The 16162-nt window shown below is 29.2% G+C and carries 23 protein-coding genes; all 23 read left to right on the top strand.

From position 1 onward, the window contains the following. Window positions 1-236 precede the first annotated feature (236 nt). The 23 genes from B2P65_RS05115 to B2P65_RS05005 all read left to right on the top strand — a co-directional run bounded on the left by B2P65_RS05115 (window position 237) and on the right by B2P65_RS05005 (window position 16155). Window positions 237-1469 carry an alpha/beta hydrolase gene (locus B2P65_RS05115; RefSeq protein WP_346879712.1) on the top strand — a complete coding sequence of 411 codons (1233 nt, stop codon included), beginning with the start codon at window positions 237-239 and terminating at the stop codon, window positions 1467-1469. Window positions 1470-1572: 103 nt separating this feature from the next. Next, complete coding sequence (locus tag B2P65_RS05110; protein ID WP_346849036.1) at window positions 1573-2586, top strand: phosphotransferase; 1014 nt, start codon at window positions 1573-1575, stop codon at window positions 2584-2586. A 128-nt stretch (window positions 2587-2714) separates the two neighbouring features. Beyond that, window positions 2715-3182: a GNAT family protein gene (locus B2P65_RS05105; RefSeq protein ID WP_346849035.1), complete on the top strand. Its 468-nt coding sequence runs from the start codon at window positions 2715-2717 to the stop codon at window positions 3180-3182. Window positions 3183-3335: 153 nt separating this feature from the next. Beyond that, window positions 3336-4232 carry an AraC family transcriptional regulator gene (locus tag B2P65_RS05100; protein ID WP_346849034.1) on the top strand — a complete coding sequence of 299 codons (897 nt, stop codon included), beginning with the start codon at window positions 3336-3338 and terminating at the stop codon, window positions 4230-4232. Window positions 4233-4585: 353 nt separating this feature from the next. Then, complete coding sequence (locus B2P65_RS05095; protein ID WP_346849033.1) at window positions 4586-5008, top strand: GNAT family N-acetyltransferase; 423 nt, start codon at window positions 4586-4588, stop codon at window positions 5006-5008. A 25-nt stretch (window positions 5009-5033) separates the two neighbouring features. After that, a complete protein-coding gene (locus B2P65_RS05090) occupies window positions 5034-5861 on the top strand; it encodes a GNAT family N-acetyltransferase (RefSeq protein WP_346849032.1) in 828 nt (275 codons plus the stop codon). A 153-nt stretch (window positions 5862-6014) separates the two neighbouring features. Next, window positions 6015-6335, top strand: coding sequence for a hypothetical protein (locus tag B2P65_RS05085; RefSeq protein WP_346849031.1), 321 nt, complete (start codon window positions 6015-6017; stop codon window positions 6333-6335). 112 nt (window positions 6336-6447) lie between these two features. Continuing rightward, window positions 6448-6978, top strand: coding sequence for a GNAT family N-acetyltransferase (locus B2P65_RS05080; protein ID WP_346849030.1), 531 nt, complete (start codon window positions 6448-6450; stop codon window positions 6976-6978). Between the two features lie 158 nt (window positions 6979-7136). Beyond that, window positions 7137-7364: a hypothetical protein gene (locus B2P65_RS05075; RefSeq protein WP_346849029.1), complete on the top strand. Its 228-nt coding sequence runs from the start codon at window positions 7137-7139 to the stop codon at window positions 7362-7364. Beyond that, window positions 7365-7577, top strand: a complete 213-nt coding sequence (locus tag B2P65_RS05070) for a GNAT family N-acetyltransferase (RefSeq protein ID WP_346849028.1) — start codon at window positions 7365-7367, stop codon at window positions 7575-7577. It begins immediately after the preceding gene. Window positions 7578-7616: 39 nt separating this feature from the next. Next, on the top strand, window positions 7617-8240 hold the full coding sequence (locus tag B2P65_RS05065) for an HAD family hydrolase (protein WP_346879711.1): 624 nt from the start codon (window positions 7617-7619) through the stop codon (window positions 8238-8240). 92 nt (window positions 8241-8332) lie between these two features. Beyond that, window positions 8333-9043: a class I SAM-dependent methyltransferase gene (locus B2P65_RS05060; RefSeq protein WP_346849026.1), complete on the top strand. Its 711-nt coding sequence runs from the start codon at window positions 8333-8335 to the stop codon at window positions 9041-9043. Next, window positions 9040-9465 carry a GNAT family N-acetyltransferase gene (locus B2P65_RS05055; protein WP_346849153.1) on the top strand — a complete coding sequence of 142 codons (426 nt, stop codon included), beginning with the start codon at window positions 9040-9042 and terminating at the stop codon, window positions 9463-9465. The genes B2P65_RS05060 and B2P65_RS05055 overlap by 4 nt, the downstream gene beginning before the upstream one ends. Beyond that, window positions 9462-10742, top strand: a complete 1281-nt coding sequence (locus B2P65_RS05050) for a S8 family serine peptidase (protein WP_346849025.1) — start codon at window positions 9462-9464, stop codon at window positions 10740-10742. The genes B2P65_RS05055 and B2P65_RS05050 overlap by 4 nt, the downstream gene beginning before the upstream one ends. Before the next feature lie 16 nt (window positions 10743-10758). After that, window positions 10759-10920, top strand: coding sequence for a hypothetical protein (locus tag B2P65_RS05045; RefSeq protein WP_346849024.1), 162 nt, complete (start codon window positions 10759-10761; stop codon window positions 10918-10920). Continuing rightward, window positions 10898-11443: a GNAT family protein gene (locus B2P65_RS05040; RefSeq protein ID WP_346849023.1), complete on the top strand. Its 546-nt coding sequence runs from the start codon at window positions 10898-10900 to the stop codon at window positions 11441-11443. The genes B2P65_RS05045 and B2P65_RS05040 overlap by 23 nt, the downstream gene beginning before the upstream one ends. Window positions 11444-11586: 143 nt before the next feature. Next, window positions 11587-12096, top strand: a complete 510-nt coding sequence (locus B2P65_RS05035) for an NUDIX domain-containing protein (protein WP_346849022.1) — start codon at window positions 11587-11589, stop codon at window positions 12094-12096. 189 nt (window positions 12097-12285) lie between these two features. After that, the gene (locus tag B2P65_RS05030; RefSeq protein WP_346849021.1) at window positions 12286-12834 is read left to right on the top strand and encodes a 2'-5' RNA ligase family protein; all 549 of its coding nucleotides are present in this window, start codon (window positions 12286-12288) and stop codon (window positions 12832-12834) included. A 98-nt stretch (window positions 12835-12932) separates the two neighbouring features. Continuing rightward, window positions 12933-14141, top strand: a complete 1209-nt coding sequence (locus B2P65_RS05025; protein WP_346849020.1) for a DNA glycosylase AlkZ-like family protein — start codon at window positions 12933-12935, stop codon at window positions 14139-14141. A 60-nt stretch (window positions 14142-14201) separates the two neighbouring features. Continuing rightward, on the top strand, window positions 14202-14684 hold the full coding sequence (locus B2P65_RS05020) for an NUDIX hydrolase (protein WP_346849019.1): 483 nt from the start codon (window positions 14202-14204) through the stop codon (window positions 14682-14684). 14 nt (window positions 14685-14698) lie between these two features. Further along, complete coding sequence (locus B2P65_RS05015) at window positions 14699-15136, top strand: GNAT family N-acetyltransferase (RefSeq protein ID WP_346849018.1); 438 nt, start codon at window positions 14699-14701, stop codon at window positions 15134-15136. A 27-nt stretch (window positions 15137-15163) separates the two neighbouring features. Beyond that, window positions 15164-15550, top strand: a complete 387-nt coding sequence (locus B2P65_RS05010) for a hypothetical protein (RefSeq protein ID WP_346877908.1) — start codon at window positions 15164-15166, stop codon at window positions 15548-15550. A gap of 155 nt (window positions 15551-15705) precedes the next feature. Continuing rightward, entirely contained in the window at window positions 15706-16155 is a 450-nt protein-coding gene (locus B2P65_RS05005) for a helix-turn-helix transcriptional regulator (RefSeq protein ID WP_346849017.1), read from the top strand. Window positions 16156-16162 lie beyond the last annotated feature (7 nt).

Below are 16162 nucleotides of genomic sequence, written 5' to 3'. Positions count from 1 at the left end.
AGAAAATGAATATTATAATACCGTATTATTCTTTAAAATGAATATACGGTATTTTTTAATAATTGAATGCTAAAGTGTTATATATAAATTACCAAGTATAGATATTTTGTATAATATGGTATAATTTCCTTGGAGCTGCTTTTGGTTTTAATACTTACTTTTAATGACTTTATGGGAGTTATAAAATGAGGATTCACTTTTTTAGTGCTATGTGAATGAAGGGAGTAAAGATTTATATGAAAAAATCTTTAATAAAAAGTAAAACTATTACTGAATTAGAAAAAAGGATTAAACAGAATGGACATAAGGCTGTAGAAGAATTTACACATGATTTACAACATAAGGGTTCTCCAATAATAGAACATATAGAAAATGATGATAAGAATAGCTTAGTTACTTTTATATATGAAGGGATTAAAGAGTGTAAAAATGTTTTGTTTATACCTGATATAGGATTAGATAGATTTAAAGATAACTATAGAGATTTTCAAATGGAAAAAATAATGGAAACGGATCTATGGTTTATTACTTATGAAGTAAGAAATAATTTAAGATTTATATATTACTTTTCACCAAATGATCCATTGGATGATGATTGGAATGAAAGATTTGGTAGTAGAGTTAAGTATGATAAGTTTTGTAAAAAAGCATTGAGTTTTGATAAAGAGAATCCAGAAGATAAGGGTTCTTATGTATTAATGCCTAAGTCACCTGAAGATATTTGGTCAACAAAAATAGAAGATGTACCAGAAGGAAAAATAGAGGAACATAGGTTTGAAAGTAAAAACTTAGAGGATAAGCGTAGAATCAGAGTTTATACACCTTATGGATATGATAAGAAAGAAAAACCTTATGGATTTATGGTTTTAACTGATGGTGATGATTATATCTCTAATCTTTCTGCAATAGAAACTTTGAATAATCTTATTGCCACTAAAGAAATACCACCTATAGTTGCCATATTTATTGATTCAACAAAAAATAGAGGAAAAGAACTAAAGTGTAATGATTCATTTTGTAAGTGCATTGCAAGGGAGGTAATCCCATGGGCTAAAAAAAATTATAATATTTCTAGCATGCCAGAAAAAGCTATAATTTGTGGACTTAGTCTAGGAGGATTAACAGCAGCTTATTTAGGGTTAAACTATTCAGAAGTTTTTGGAAATGTCCTTTCTCAATCAGGTTATTTTTGGTATAATTCAGAAGACTATGTACCTGATGAGGATTGCTGGATGAGCAAAATGTTTAAAGAAGTAAACAGGCTTCCTCTTAAATTTTACCTAGATATGGGGGTTTTAGAAACTAAGTATAAAATTATAGATTCTAATATAAATTTAAGAGATACATTGATATCTAAAGGATATAAAGTTGATTTGCGATGGTTTAATGGAGGACATGATTACTTATCTTGGGGAGAAACCTTGGCACATGGATTAATTTCACTTATAGGAATAAAGGAGAAATTATAAGAATATAGCAATATGCATATTAGGAAGGTAAATAAAAATGATATTAAAATCTTTCGAGGTAATTAATGAAAAAATAGAATAAGATGGTGAAGGAGTTTAAAGAATGGGTGATATACATTATAATCTTCAATTTGAAAGACTATGTGAATTTTTACAAATTGGTAAGATAGTAGATGAACCTAGAAGAATATCCGGAGGTCTTTTGCATAGAATGTATGCTATCAAAACAACAAAAGATAAATATGCTGTTAAAGCATTAAATCCTCAAATAATGCTAAGAGACGAGGCAATGAAAAATTTCATCAATTCAGAGGAGATTGCTAATGTTGCATCAAAGAGTGTATCAGCTCTTCCAGCTAAAAGATTTAATGAAACTTTTATCCACGAGATAGATAATCAATTTTATCTTGTATTTGATTGGATAGATGGTAAAAGTCTAAAATCTGGTAGAATAAGCATAGTTAACTGTGAAAAGATAGGTTCTATGCTTGCTGATATACATATGACAGACTTTTCAGAATTAATGATAGTTAATAATTGGTCAGATAATGAAAAAATAACGAATTGGAATCATTATTTACAAATGGGAAAAGAAAATAATATGATCTGGGTAAACTTGATGAGTGAAGTAGTTGATAGGCTGTATGAATGGAGTATTCAGGCAAAAAGGTCTTCAAAATTACTTGCAACAGAAATGGTTATTAGTCATAGGGATTTAGATTCTAAAAATGTTATGTGGAGCAATGATAAACCAATTATTATTGATTGGGAGGCTGCTGGCTATGTAAATCCTATGCAAGAATTAATTGAAACAGCTATATATTGGGCTGAAAATGAAACCGGAAACATTAATAAAGAAAAATTTTTAGCTTTTATAGGAGGATATAAAAATATACATGGTCCATTAAATGGAAATTGGAGAATAGTATTATTCAATGGATTTCTAGGTAAACTTAGTTGGTTAGAGTATAACTTAAAAAGATCTTTAGGTATTGAATGTGTAGATAAGGAAGAACAGAATTTGGGAATTAATGAAGTAACTGAAACAATAAATGCTCTTACATACTATTCTGAGATAATTCCTAAATTAGAAAAGTGGATAAATAATATTCTTTAAAAAAGTAATAGATATAAATATATTGAAAAGTATGTTATAATATGTATAAATATGTAATATATAAATTTAAATTACATATAAGCAGTGAAACTTACAAAATGTTAAATTATAAATAGGGGGATTCGGGGATGAATAAAATTACAAAATATGAATTTAGGAAAGTAACAAATAATGATGTTGAAGATATGATTACATGGAAGTATGAAGGAATTTACTCATTTTTTGATAATGACTTCTCAGAAGGAAAAATAAATTATGTAAAAAGTTTTCCTATGGATGATAATGTGTACGCAATTTATGATGATAAAAATGAATTAGTAGGAAATTGTGCTTTTTACCTTAATGATAAAGTAAGCTTTTCAATTCAAATGAGACCAAGTTTAACAAGCAAGGGCATGGGAAAGGAATTTTTACAAGCTATTTTAGAATTTGCTAAGGAAAGGTACAATTTAAAAAATATAGAGCTTTCAGTTCTTAAATTTAATGAAAGAGCTATAAGATTATATAAAAGTTTAGATTTTAAAGTTATAAATGAATTCATAGGAAAAACAGTTAAGGGAGAAATGGAATTTATAACCATGTCAAAAGAATTATAAATAGAGTTCTTAGTATCAGTACTTTCGATACTTAGAACTCGTTGTCCATTAGGGTAAATCGTTATCCGATGACTACCCTACATATTTGTACTAGGAATGTAGGGTAGTCTTATATTTCCTTTGTTACAATTAAATATGAAAGGGGAAGGTAAAATGGAATGGGTTGATAGAATGACAGCAACAATAGATTATATTGAGAATCATTTGACTGATGATATTATGTATGATGAAGTAGCAAAAGTTTCTTGTTGCTCAATGCATCAATTTGGACGTGTTTTTTCTTATGTTGTAGGAGTATCTCTATCTGAATATATTCGTCGTAGAAGATTAACCCTTGCAGGATTAGATTTACAAAGTAGCAATAAAAAAGTTATTGATATTGCTATAAAGTATGGATATAATTCGCCCGATGCATTTACTCGTGCTTTCGTTGGAATGCATGGTGTAACTCCTAAGGTAGCGCGCACTTTGGGAGTAAAACTTAAAGCCTACCCACCCATCACTTTTCATATTTCAATAAAAGGAGATGTTGAGATGGAGTATCGTATTGAGGAAAAGAAAGAAATAAAATTGGTTGGACTTGTTAAACAAATAAAGAGGCAGTCTGCTAATGCTGAAGCTAATGATTGGAAAGAAGCTTTAGGTGAAGTATGGGATATTTGGGATGAATTTTTGGATGGTGATATTGATAGGAAGATAGCATGTGAATACAAACTTTATCGCAGCCCCATGTGGCAGATGGGTTTCACCAAAACTTTAGAAAATGGAGAAACTATACTGGCTATTGGTGCTGAAGTTGATGAAAATGTTGTAACGGATTTGCAAAGTTATACTATACCAGCAGGAAAATGGGCAGTATTTACTGCAAGAGGAAGCCTCAATGGCAAGGCGCACCCAATTGATGTCATGTGGACAAAAATAACAGCAGAATGGCTTCCTAACTGTGGATATGAAAGAGCAGCAGACTATGAACTTGAAGTTTATCTACCAGGAGATACAAATGATGATGATTATGCCTGCGAAATATGGGTTCCTATTACTAAGAAGTAGATATATATATTCTAAAATTAAAAATATCTATAAAAAATAAATATTCATTGGTTAAAATACCGTAGTATTCAGTAATGATTACACGGTGTTTTTATTTTATGATTTAACTATATAGTAAATTGTATAATTAAAGTAATATTATTTGAGAGTTGAATAACATGGTATTTAAAATATAAATTACTATAAAAATATATAGAAAATAATTTGGTTCAATATGGTATAATTTCATTAAATTTACTTGTTTTACAGGTCACATATAGGAAAAAGTATTATGAGTTTTAGTGTTTAATGTGATGTTTATTTAAAATAAAATAATTATTTTAATAGTGAAAAGTAGGAAGGGGCAAGTATAGATGATATCATATAAAGTAGGATTAGAAAATATTCAGTGGGATAAACTTTTTGACCTATATAAAAGAGTTGGATTATTGAAACGGTTTATGGAAAATAATGAATACCACAAAATTCAATCAGCATTTAAAAATAGTTATAAAGTTGTTATAGCATGGGATGATGAAAAATTAATAGGAGCCTGTAGAATGATATCAGATGGCATATGTTATGGCTCAGTATTTGATGTGGGGGTATTGCCTGAATATCAGAAAAAGGGTGTAGGAAAGAATTTAATGAACACACTTTTGGAAGGAGAAGACTATATACCTATTCATCTTACCGCTACTTTTGGAAATGAGGATTTCTATAAAAAAATTGGTTTTAAAAGGCATAAAACGGCTTACTCTAAATATCCATGGGAAACCATATATACAGAAGAATAAGCATGTTATGGAAGGAGTAGTATAAATGGAGTCTAAAGAAATATTAATGCTCATAGATAATATATCTCCCCATGCAAAAGAGTATGTAGAAAAAGCATTTGAAAACAATCAAGTGGATATAATATATTCTGTATCAACAGTGGAAAATATGGGAGTATTTATAGCTGTTGACAATAAAGATTGTTGCATTTTTTATGCTTATTTTCTTAATGGAAACAATATAGAACAAATTTTAGATATTATAAAAAATAAGACTAAAGAATATATTTTAAAATTTGACTCAAAAGAAATATGCTTTAACGTGTACGGGAATAATCTAAAAATAATTAATGAAGTAAGAAAATTAGGTTTTAAAGTAGATGTTGAAGGATATCATCTTGAATTCATTGGTAAAGAGTTACCTAATTTAAATTGTTGTAATTTAATTGATAAAGGATTCAAAAGTGATATGTTAAAAGAATTTATTAACTTATTTGATAGTTCATATTATCAGTTATATAAAGATAATGGTTGGCAGGTAAATACTAATGCCATAAATGAAGAACAATTTTACAAAAAGCTTATTGATTTAGATAAGCATAGCCAAGTACGTTCATTCTGGATAAATAATGAGTTGGTAGGTGCATATATTTTCTGCCAAAACTATATAACTGATATTGTAGTTAAACCTACAGTTCAAAATAAAGGATATGGAAGTTATATATTAGCACATTGTATTAGAAATATGAGTATGAATGAATCTATTAGAAACATAAGACTTCGAGTAGCTAAGTCAAATACTGGTGCTAAAAAGTTATATGAAAGAAATGGTTTTATTGAAATTGCTTATTTTTCAGAACATACATATGAATAAATATGATTAGCTTATTAAATTTAATGCCTGAACTATTTGTATGGATGTTAGTAAGTAAATATAAAAAAAGAGAATAAACAATATTAAATAGTTCATGATATTTTTATGAATGATGCATTTCTAAGATAGTGAAGCAAAGTTAAGGAGAAAATTATGAATGATATAGAACAAGTATTACAGACAGAATATAGTGAAGAATTTGATAAACTAAGAAAAAATAGAATGTTCGTCAGTTATCATAAATACGGTCCTATAAAAAATAACTATGGTGAGGGTTTAATTAATTCAGTTGAAAATCTAGAAATAAGATTAAAAAAGTATAAAGAAACTGGTAATACAGAATTTTTAGTTGATGTTGCAAACTTCGCAATGATCGAATTTATGTATCCTAAACATAGTAATGTTCACTTTGATAGTGAAAACCATGGTACTAGATTAAAGGGAATGACTGTTAATGATTTGAAACAGTTATAATACATAATTCAACTAAATAGTTAAGAAACAAAAAATAATGGTTGATAAAACTCTAGTGTAGATAAATGAGTTAGATAAGATATTTGGTTTTTCAGATATAACGGAGGTAAGAATGATAAAGGATATTATTAATGAAAAAGGATTTAATATAGAAACAAGTAGGTTACTTCTTGTGCCTATTTCAGAAGAATTTGCATATGATTATTTTACTGAATTTAATGATGAAATAACAAAATACCAGTATCCAGAGCCTTTTAAAAGCCTAGATAGTACAAGAAAATTTATTGATGAGTTTACAGAACTTAAAGAAATGGGAACAAATTTGGTGTGTTGTATTTTAGATAAGGAATATAAATTCATTGGAAGTATAGAGATTCATCTGATAGATACTAAGACTCCTGAGGTGGGTTTATGGATACGAAAGAATGAGCAACGTAAGGGGTATGGATATGAAGCTATTACTGGTCTAACTAACTTTTTTCGTGAACATATGGATTTAGATTATTTTATTTATGAGGCAGATCGTCGTAATCCTAATAGTATTCAGTTAGTTAAAGCTCTAGGTGGAATAGAAGGTGGATTCAATAAAGCAGAAAGTAATTGTGGAAGTACTTTAGAGTTGAACATGTATTATATTAAATAGTAAGGTTATAAAATATCGGATTATTCAGAAATGAGTATACGATATTTTTTTATTTTCTAATTTTACTACATATACAAATATATGGATGATAATCTGGCGTAATATGGTATAATTTTATTAAGATTACTGTTTCTGGAGAATGCTAGGGAGGGAGTTTAATGATACTTTTAAAAGAAGTTACGGAGAAAAATTGGAGAGATGTTAACTTACTAGAAGTGGAAAAAGAACAGCAACATTATGTATGCTCTAATGTTGGTATTTTGGCTAGAGCTTATGTTTTTAGATCTCAAAGAAGTCAAGCTAAAGCAATATATAATGATAGTGAAATAGTAGGATTATTAATGTATAGAGAGTGTGATGAATTACAAGCCTTTGTATTTGATTAAATGATGATTGATAGAAGATATCAGAGAAATGGATATGGAGAAGAAGCGGTATCCAAAGCAATAGAACTGATGAGAAATAATGCAAAATACAGCAGAATAGTTTTATGTTACTGTGATGGTGATATTGCTGCTAAAAATCTTTATACAAAGTTAGGATTTTATCATACAGGAGAAGTAGATGAAGATGAAATAATTATGGCTTTAGATTTATAGGGTTAAATACATTTATTCTGTTAAATGGGGTGTAAAAATATGGACATAGATAGTATTATTTTTGATTTAGATGGAACTATATGGGACTCAACATCTAGTGTTATAGATTCATGGAATAAAACTATAGGTAACTATGATGAGGTGATAAATAAACTTACGCTTGATGATATGAAGGGTGTTATGGGGTTAGTAATAGAGGATGTTGCATTAAAGTTTTTCCCATATTTAGAAGAAGAAAATAGACTTAAAATAGTTAAGCATTGCTGTAAGGATGAATGTAATCATTTAGGCAAACATGGTGCAATTCTATATGATAGGGTAGAGGAAACTTTAAAGGAATTATCTAAAAAATATAAATTATTTATTGTTAGTAACTGTCAATGTGGATATATAGAAGCCTTTTTTAAATCACATAAGTTAGATAAATATTTTATAGATTATGAGAATGTAGGAAGAACAGGTTTAAGTAAAGGTGAGAATATAAAACTAATAATAAAAAGAAATAACTTAATTAGTTCAGTATATGTTGGTGATACTGAGGAAGATTTAAAAGCATCACGAATTGCTAATATACCCTTTATTTATGCACGATATGGTTTTGGGGAAGTTAAAGAATATGATTATGTAATTAATAGCTTTCACGAACTTTTAAAGTTTGTGTAACGCTATAAGAACATATGTTTATAAATTATAATACATAGATTTATTAACAATCTGTAGATTATATTGTGAAGTAAAAAGGAGGAGAATAATCAATGAAACCTTATGAGATATTAGCAAAGTTTTATAAAAAAGGTTGGGGAAAAGAGAGTATTAAATACGTAGATTTAATTTACAATGTAATTAATATTTACAATCTAAATATTAATTCTGTGTTAGATGTTGGTTGTGGTACAGGCATACTAGCATCGAAACTATATAATGAAAACTTTGAAGTTAGTGGAATTGATATTTCAAAGGATATGATTAATGTAGCAAAGGAGACTACAACGGGAATAGAATTTGCAGTTGCAGATATGATAGAATTCAACTTAAATAAGAAATTTCAACTTATAACTTGTGCATTTGATGCACTAAATTATTTAGTAACAGATTCAGACATGAAGAAAGCTTTAAAAAATATTTTTTTGCATTTAGAGGATAATGGAATTTTTATATTTGATATTAATACTCCAGTTTTATATGAAGAAAAGCATTTTGGAATAATTGATAGAAATTTTGATAATATAGAATTCAAACAAATATTAGAATATGATAAGGCAAGTAAAATAGGTAAAACTGTCTTTGATTTTGGTGATAATCAGTGTGAAACACATATTCAAAGGGCATATACTGTTGAAGAAATGGATGCATTTCTTTTGATTTCAGGTTTTGAAATAATGAATAGGTATAAAGATTTCAGATTATCTCCAATTGATGATAAAGCATATAAAATATTTTATGTGGTCAAAAGGGTTAACTTATAGAAAAGGAATCATGGTATCCCAGAGTTGGAGTTTTTTTAAGGGATGGAAGGATTATTGGAGAATTATCTTTCAAAAGAATTGATTATGAAAAAGGCAGATGTGAACTTGGGCTTACCCTTGCTAATAATGATTATAAGGGATTAGGGTATGGAACTGAAGCAGTTAAATTGGCAATAGACTATGTATTTAATACATTAAAACTTAAATGCATATATGCTGATACAATGGGCTCAAATAAGAGAATGAAAAGTATATTTGATAAATTTGGATTTGAGTTTATAAATAGAGAAGAGCATTTTTATGATATGCATGATAGATGGGAAGATAAGTTAAATTATATATTAAGAAATCCAGAGGCAACGGTACTAACTAAAGAAGATGATAATATGGGGGAGAAAAATGAAAGGGTGGATATTAAATGAAAAGAAAGTTAGCAATAGTGTTATTGGTAGCAGTATTTGTAATAAATATCACTGCCTGCAATAATAAAGTTAACAGCAAAGAAAAAATTTCTACTAATGATAATGTTAAAGAAGAGGTAAAAATTGAAAGATTTCCGTACATGGCTGATTTTGGAAGAGGGAGTATAAATAACATTGAAGAACTCAAAGATGAGTGGGGAAAAAATAGTAGTGATTTAAGAGGATATGACCTTGAGAAACTTGATTTATCTGGGGAGAAAGATAAGCTTTTAAATTCAGTGTTTGATAGTAAAACAAAGTGGCCAGGGAAACTTCCAGAGGAGTTTAAGCCTGAAAGTTTTTTAGAGTTTCATAAAAATCCAGGTCTTGAAATAAAAAAACTTCATGAAAGAGGAATAACTGGTAAGGGCATAAACATAGCATTTATCGATTATTCTCTTTTAGTAAATCATGAGGAATATCATGATAGAGTAAAGATGTATGAAGAAATTCATTATGAACCAGAAGAAGCACAGATGCATGCTCCAGCAGTGGCATCAATTGCAACAGGTAAGAATACTGGAGTTGCATCGGAAGCAGATTTGTATTTTATAGCATGCGAAAACTATAACTTTGTTAATAGTGAAATGGAACTAGACTTTTCTTGGACAGCAAAAGCGATTGAAAGAATTATTGAAGTAAATAAATCTTTGCCAAAGGATGATAAGATACGAGTTTTATCTATATCAGCAGGATGCAAGCCTGAAAGTAAGGGGTATAACGAATTTATAGAAGCGGTTAAAAAAGCAATTAAAGAAAATATATTTGTTATAACAGTAAATATGTTTGACACATATGAGGATAAGTTTTATTTCCATGGATTAGATATAGATTCCCTTGCAGATAAAGATGATATTTCTAATTATAAAGTTACAGAATGGAATAAGTGGGTATCGAAAATAGAGCATATTGATGAACTTAATAAGTATTATGAAGAGAAATTTAATATGGACAAACCAGAAGAATTACTACTAATTCCTATTGATTCTAAAACAGTGGCTAGCCCTACAGGAGAGAAGGATTATGTATTTTATAGAGAAGGGGGATGGAGCTGGTGTATGCCTTATCTTGCTGGACTTTATGCTTTAGCTTGTCAAGTAAAACCAGACATTACGCCAGAAGAATTTTGGAAACAAGCTCTTGCAACAGGAGATAGCAGACAAATAGAAAAGGGAACAGAAAAATATAAGGGAAAAATACTAAATCCTGAAAAATTAATTTATAGTCTAAGCCAATAGTATATGAGCTAGTTAGATGACAAATATGCATAGTGTTGATTTAGATTACTATATTTTTCCTATGATTTTAGGCTATGCTGTAAAAATCATAGGAAAATTTATAACTATAATTGATTTATTTAACTATAAGATTTTATCAAGAAGGGAGAAGATTAATGAAATCAACTTACGAGACTGAAAGGTTAGTTTTAACAATATTAGATGAAAATGATTCCGATAAAGTGGTAGATTATGTAGTACGAAATAGAGAGTTTTTTAGTCAGGTTGAACCACAAAGAGAAGATGAATTTTACACTGTTGACTTTCAGACAGAGGAATTAAGAGGAGATTTTAAGTATATTCAAGATAGAATCTTTCTTAGACTTTGGGTATTTAATAAGGGAAACTATGATAAGATTGTTGGACAGGTAACCTTTTATAATATTGTACCTTATGCTTTCTTATCATGTCATATTGGATATAAATCAGACAAAGATGTAGCTAGTAAAGGTATAATGACAGAGGCAGTTAAAGCAGGGATTAAGATTATGTTTGAAGAATATGGAATGCACAGGATTGAAGCATATGCGCTGCCAAATAATAAAGCATCAATAAGGGTTTTAGAGAAACTTGGATTTATATATGAAGGTATGGCAAATAAGTTTTTAGAAGTAAACGGGAAGTGGGAAGATCATCTACACTATGCGTTAATCAATGAATAGAAGATTTGCAATAGAATTTTAAAGTTAATAATTTGCATTTACAATATACCATATAATATGAATTAAAATTGAAAAGAGATTTATCTAAATATCGTATTAAAAGCTGTGGAAGAAATGTTAAGCTGCATAAGGGGGAAGTATTAGTGGAGTATTTTGATATTTTAAATAGAGATGGTAGTAGAAGTGGTAAAATAGCACCAAAAGATGAAGAGCTTTTAGAAGGACAATATGATTTAGGAGCACATGCATATATACATAACTCAAAGGGAGAATTCTTAATTCAGAAAAGGTCAAAATCAAAACAGTTCTTACCTGGTGGATGGGATATTCACATGGGACACGTTATAGCTGGAGAAACAAGTAAAGAGGCTATTATTAGAGAGATACATGAAGAATTAGGTATAAAGATAGATGATATAATTTTTCTTAGAAGAGTTTTATGGGAAAAATACAATCATTTCATTGATATTTTTGTATTATGTAAAGATATTGATACTTCAGATTTAACCTTACAAAAGTCAGAGGTAGACGATGTTAAATTTATTTCAGCCCAAGAGATGATTAATTTGATAAAATCCATGGACTACAGACCAGAAGAATATAGAACAGTTATGAATGACTATGTTAATGAAATTATTTTAAATTTTAAGTAGAATAAAATAAATATGTAACTATTTATATATGAAAATAGTTACATAGGAAACTATACAACTATTTAACTATTTAACTATTTAAATAGTTGTTGTCATACCAAGGGTTTCAGCGAATTTCATATTTGAACAACATGAAATTTATAAGTAGATTCATAATAAATTATATTTACATATGGAAGGAGAATTAGTATGAAATATGCAATAGAATTATACTTTGATAAGGAAACAGAGGAAAAAATTATTAAATTAGCTAAAGGAATTGCAAGAGAGGGAATTAGTAAAAAATATTTAGAATGGAAGACTCGTCCTCATATTACCATAGCTATATTTAATGATATTGATATTGAAAAGTGTGACAAGTTATTAAAAGAAATAGCTAAGGATACAAAATCATTTCCCGCTTTGCTTTCTAGTATTGGGGTGTTTAATAATACTAGAACTGTATATCTTGCACCAGTTGTATGTGACGAATTAATTGATTTACACAAAAATATACACGAAACCTTTGCATTTTGTGATCATAGTGGCTGGGAATATTACACAACTGGACAATGGGTACCTCATTGTGCCGTTATGCTGGGAAGTGAAGATAAAGAATCAGCATTAGTGGAAGCTACAAAATACGTAATCGAAAACTATGAGGTTTTTCCAAATAGTAGATATGAAGAAATTGGTTTTGTTGAAGTTGTAATGCCTGTAAAAGAAATAAAACCTCATAAGCTCAGTATTTCTATGTAACTATAATTATTATAAGAAGTTTTGTTAGGAGAATTTATTTCAAAATCTAGTCTTAAAATTGAAAATATGATAAATAAAAATTTTAGTGAGGAAGTAATATGAAAAAAATTACTATGTCAAAGGGTGAATTGAGAAAATTCCTGGTGATGTATCAGGGGCTATCTTCACCAAAATCTTTTAAGGGTGAAGAGGGTATTAAGAATTTTATAAATAGAGTGGGGTGCATACAATATGATCCTTTAAATATGGTAGGGAGAAATGCTGATTTGGTGCTTCAGTCCAGAGTTGAAAATTATAACCCTATGATGCTAGAAACTCTTCTTTATAATAAAAGAGAACTCATAGATGGCTGGGATAAGATGATGGCTATCTATTCCGTTAAAGACTGGCCTTATTTTGAAAAAGTGAGATTAAGAAGAAAAGAAGAAATTGAGAGAGTATTGCATCATAGAAGTTCAATTGAAGCAATTAATCATGTGGATGCAGCAAAAGAATATATAGAGAAAAATGGTGCTACCTTGCCTTCAAAGCTGGATATTGGACGTGTAAAAAGTAGAGTTTGGGGTCATGGGAAACTTTCCAGCGCTACCATGGACTATATGTGGAACAGCGGAATTTTGGGCGTTAAAGAAAAGAAGAACACACAAAAGGTTTATGACTTGATAGAAAACCTATTGCCAAAAGAGCTACTGGATGTGAAGGAACCTTTTAATAATGATAATGATTTTTATAAGTGGTATGTTAAAAGAAGGATAGGAAGCATAGGGATCTACTGGGATAGAAATGGTGGAGGATGGCTTGGTCATTTTGTATCCGATAAAAATCTTAGAAAGAAAATATTAAAGGAACTACTAGAGGATGGTGAGCTTATACTTGTAAAAGTAGAAGGACTAAATGAAACTTTTTATATAAGGGCTGACGATACATCAATGTTAGATAATCTTAATTCTAGTATTGATAAAAAAGCAAGTTTTCTGGCTCCACTTGATAATCTTCTTTGGGACAGAAAGTTAGTTAAAGATATTTTTGATTTTGAATATAGTTGGGAAGTATATAAACCTGTTTCAAAGAGGCAGTATGGATATTATGTATTACCAGTTTTATATGGAGATAAGCTTGTAGCAAGATTTGAACCTGAAATACATCGAGGAAATGAACCATTGATAATAAAAAATTGGTGGTGGGAAGAGAACTATCAAGTAACAGAAGAGGCTATAGCTGCTATGATGGGATGCTTTGAAAGATTCTGTAAGTATCTAAAAGCAGATGGATTAGAAGAAAGTTCATGGAGGAAAATAAAAGGCTAGATTATAGTTAATGTTTATTATGTAAAGTAATTGCTAGTAATTGACTAAGGAGTGATATTTATGATTATGCCAACACATATTGTTACAGGAGCAGGAGTCGTTGAAAATGATAAAGAAGAGATTTTATTAGTCAAAACTCATCATGGGGGCTGGGTTTTTCCTGGTGGTCAAGTTGAAGTCGGAGAAAACGTTATTGATGCAGTTGTAAGAGAAATAAAAGAGGAAAGTGGGATTAATGTTACAGTAAAAAAACTTTTTGCTATTTCCTCAAATACAGCCACACATGAAGGATATAATGGAGTTAAGACAGTACCTACAAAGGTGATGATGGATTTTATTTGTACATTTGTAGATGGTGACTTATGTATTTCAGATGAGAATTCAGAATCACGTTGGGTAAAGAAGGATAAAGTTCTTGATATGATTACATCACCATCGATTCGTCAACGTTTTCAAGCATATTTAGATTTTGATGGTAATGTTCAATATCTAGCATATGTTACAAAGCCAGAATTTGACTTACAAGTTAGTAGAAAGATATAAAGGGGAATTCTTTTATGAATAAATTTATTTTAACGGAAGAGTTAATTAGACAAGTAAAATTACCAAAAGGTATTTATATTAGGCAATTTAAAGAAACAGATTTTTCTTCTATTCAAGTATTATATGAGAAAGAAGGATGGATGACATTCTTAAAAAGATCAGAAAATGCATTAAAGGCATGGGAAAATTCTAATATTACACTTGTTGTATTAGATGGAGACATAATAGTTGGATTAGTTCGTGCATTAACAGATGGAGAAATTACTACTTATATAGCTGAAATTATAGTTGATAATAGCTATAGAGGAATGGGAATAGGAAAAGCTTTAATTGATATATGTCATAATTTATATCCGAATACAAGATTAGATTTACTTTCAACAGATGGAGCAGACGACTTTTATCAAAGAAATAGTTTTAGAACGAATATGGGATTTAGAAAGAGTTATTAAGTTATAAATTTAAGGAGAGTATTCATAATGAAAGTTACTTTAAATAATTATTATATAAAAAATTATGAAGATAGAAATAAAAAGCAAAATTCAAAAGGAAAATTTTTGAAATTATTGGAAGAATCAAAAGCTAGTAATACTGAAATAAAAACATCAGGTAAAAGGAAAATAGAGTACATACTTGAAGGTGGTATTATAAAAGTTTATGTTAGTGATGGTAAAAATCCACCTAAGTGTATAAAGAGTATTCCAGCAAAATCTGCATCAAAGGAATTATTGGCAAGAGTGAAATGCTTAACAATAGCAGATTCTTTATACATTAATGAATTAATGAAGTCTAAAGGGGAATCTGATGAAAAGGTAAGTGGAGATACTGCCATTAATGAAGAGAGCATGATAAATAATTACGATTAAATTAAATATTTTAGGGTTGATAAGGAAATACGAGAGAGTTAGAATGTTAAGTTTAGTTGACAAATTTCCATTTTAACTTGATAGAAAAGGTGTTTAGTGTTTAGTATACTATAGCTACAAGTTAACTTGGATTTTAGGAAAGGCTGGTGATAGTTATGTCATTAGGCGAAAAATTATTATATTTACGTAAAAAGAAAGGTTTATCTCAGGAGGATGTTGCAGAGAAATTAGGTGTATCTCGACAAACGGTAAGTAAATGGGAGACCGACCAAACGGTTCCTGAACTTATTAAAGCAAAATTACTAAGTCAACTTTATAATGTAAGTTATGATTATCTTATTAGTGGAAGCCATATTAGTGGTGATGTTACTGGCATTGAAATGATAGTTGATGAAATTGACTGGACAGGTGCGTGGAGTAAAAAGTATCCAATTTTGGCTTCATATCAAGGGATAAAAGGAATATATACTTATAGTGAGAAAATATCTGAGTTATATGATGCTTTTAAAATTGAGTTTGGGTTTGATGACGTAAATACTGTTTTAGTTTTAAAAGATATTCTTTACCAAAAGTATAAAATGGCAAAAAAGAAAAACAACCAGTAAGAACGTA

The sequence above is a fragment of the Clostridium sp. UBA3061 genome (genome assembly GCF_002367465.1).
GTDB lineage: Bacteria > Bacillota > Clostridia > Clostridiales > Clostridiaceae > Clostridium_J > Clostridium_J sulfidigenes.
This window is presented reverse-complemented; position numbering and strand designations above follow the sequence as displayed.

Excerpts from the sequence above, each read along its gene's own strand:
- B2P65_RS05115 (WP_346879712.1), top strand. The coding sequence starts at position 237 with ATGAAAAAATCTTTAATAAAAAGTAAAACTATTACTGAATTAGAAAAA.
- B2P65_RS05110 (WP_346849036.1), top strand. The coding sequence starts at position 1,573 with ATGGGTGATATACATTATAATCTTCAATTTGAAAGACTATGTGAATTT.
- B2P65_RS05105 (WP_346849035.1), top strand. The coding sequence starts at position 2,715 with ATGAATAAAATTACAAAATATGAATTTAGGAAAGTAACAAATAATGAT.
- B2P65_RS05100 (WP_346849034.1), top strand. The coding sequence starts at position 3,336 with ATGGAATGGGTTGATAGAATGACAGCAACAATAGATTATATTGAGAAT.
- B2P65_RS05095 (WP_346849033.1), top strand. The coding sequence starts at position 4,586 with ATGATATCATATAAAGTAGGATTAGAAAATATTCAGTGGGATAAACTT.
- B2P65_RS05090 (WP_346849032.1), top strand. The coding sequence starts at position 5,034 with ATGGAGTCTAAAGAAATATTAATGCTCATAGATAATATATCTCCCCAT.
- B2P65_RS05085 (WP_346849031.1), top strand. The coding sequence starts at position 6,015 with ATGAATGATATAGAACAAGTATTACAGACAGAATATAGTGAAGAATTT.
- B2P65_RS05080 (WP_346849030.1), top strand. The coding sequence starts at position 6,448 with ATGATAAAGGATATTATTAATGAAAAAGGATTTAATATAGAAACAAGT.
- B2P65_RS05075 (WP_346849029.1), top strand. The coding sequence starts at position 7,137 with ATGATACTTTTAAAAGAAGTTACGGAGAAAAATTGGAGAGATGTTAAC.
- B2P65_RS05070 (WP_346849028.1), top strand. The coding sequence starts at position 7,365 with ATGATGATTGATAGAAGATATCAGAGAAATGGATATGGAGAAGAAGCG.
- B2P65_RS05065 (WP_346879711.1), top strand. The coding sequence starts at position 7,617 with ATGGACATAGATAGTATTATTTTTGATTTAGATGGAACTATATGGGAC.
- B2P65_RS05060 (WP_346849026.1), top strand. The coding sequence starts at position 8,333 with ATGAAACCTTATGAGATATTAGCAAAGTTTTATAAAAAAGGTTGGGGA.
- B2P65_RS05050 (WP_346849025.1), top strand. The coding sequence starts at position 9,462 with ATGAAAAGAAAGTTAGCAATAGTGTTATTGGTAGCAGTATTTGTAATA.
- B2P65_RS05045 (WP_346849024.1), top strand. The coding sequence starts at position 10,759 with ATGACAAATATGCATAGTGTTGATTTAGATTACTATATTTTTCCTATG.
- B2P65_RS05040 (WP_346849023.1), top strand. The coding sequence starts at position 10,898 with ATGAAATCAACTTACGAGACTGAAAGGTTAGTTTTAACAATATTAGAT.
- B2P65_RS05030 (WP_346849021.1), top strand. The coding sequence starts at position 12,286 with ATGAAATATGCAATAGAATTATACTTTGATAAGGAAACAGAGGAAAAA.
- B2P65_RS05025 (WP_346849020.1), top strand. The coding sequence starts at position 12,933 with ATGAAAAAAATTACTATGTCAAAGGGTGAATTGAGAAAATTCCTGGTG.
- B2P65_RS05020 (WP_346849019.1), top strand. The coding sequence starts at position 14,202 with ATGATTATGCCAACACATATTGTTACAGGAGCAGGAGTCGTTGAAAAT.
- B2P65_RS05015 (WP_346849018.1), top strand. The coding sequence starts at position 14,699 with ATGAATAAATTTATTTTAACGGAAGAGTTAATTAGACAAGTAAAATTA.
- B2P65_RS05010 (WP_346877908.1), top strand. The coding sequence starts at position 15,164 with ATGAAAGTTACTTTAAATAATTATTATATAAAAAATTATGAAGATAGA.
- B2P65_RS05005 (WP_346849017.1), top strand. The coding sequence starts at position 15,706 with ATGTCATTAGGCGAAAAATTATTATATTTACGTAAAAAGAAAGGTTTA.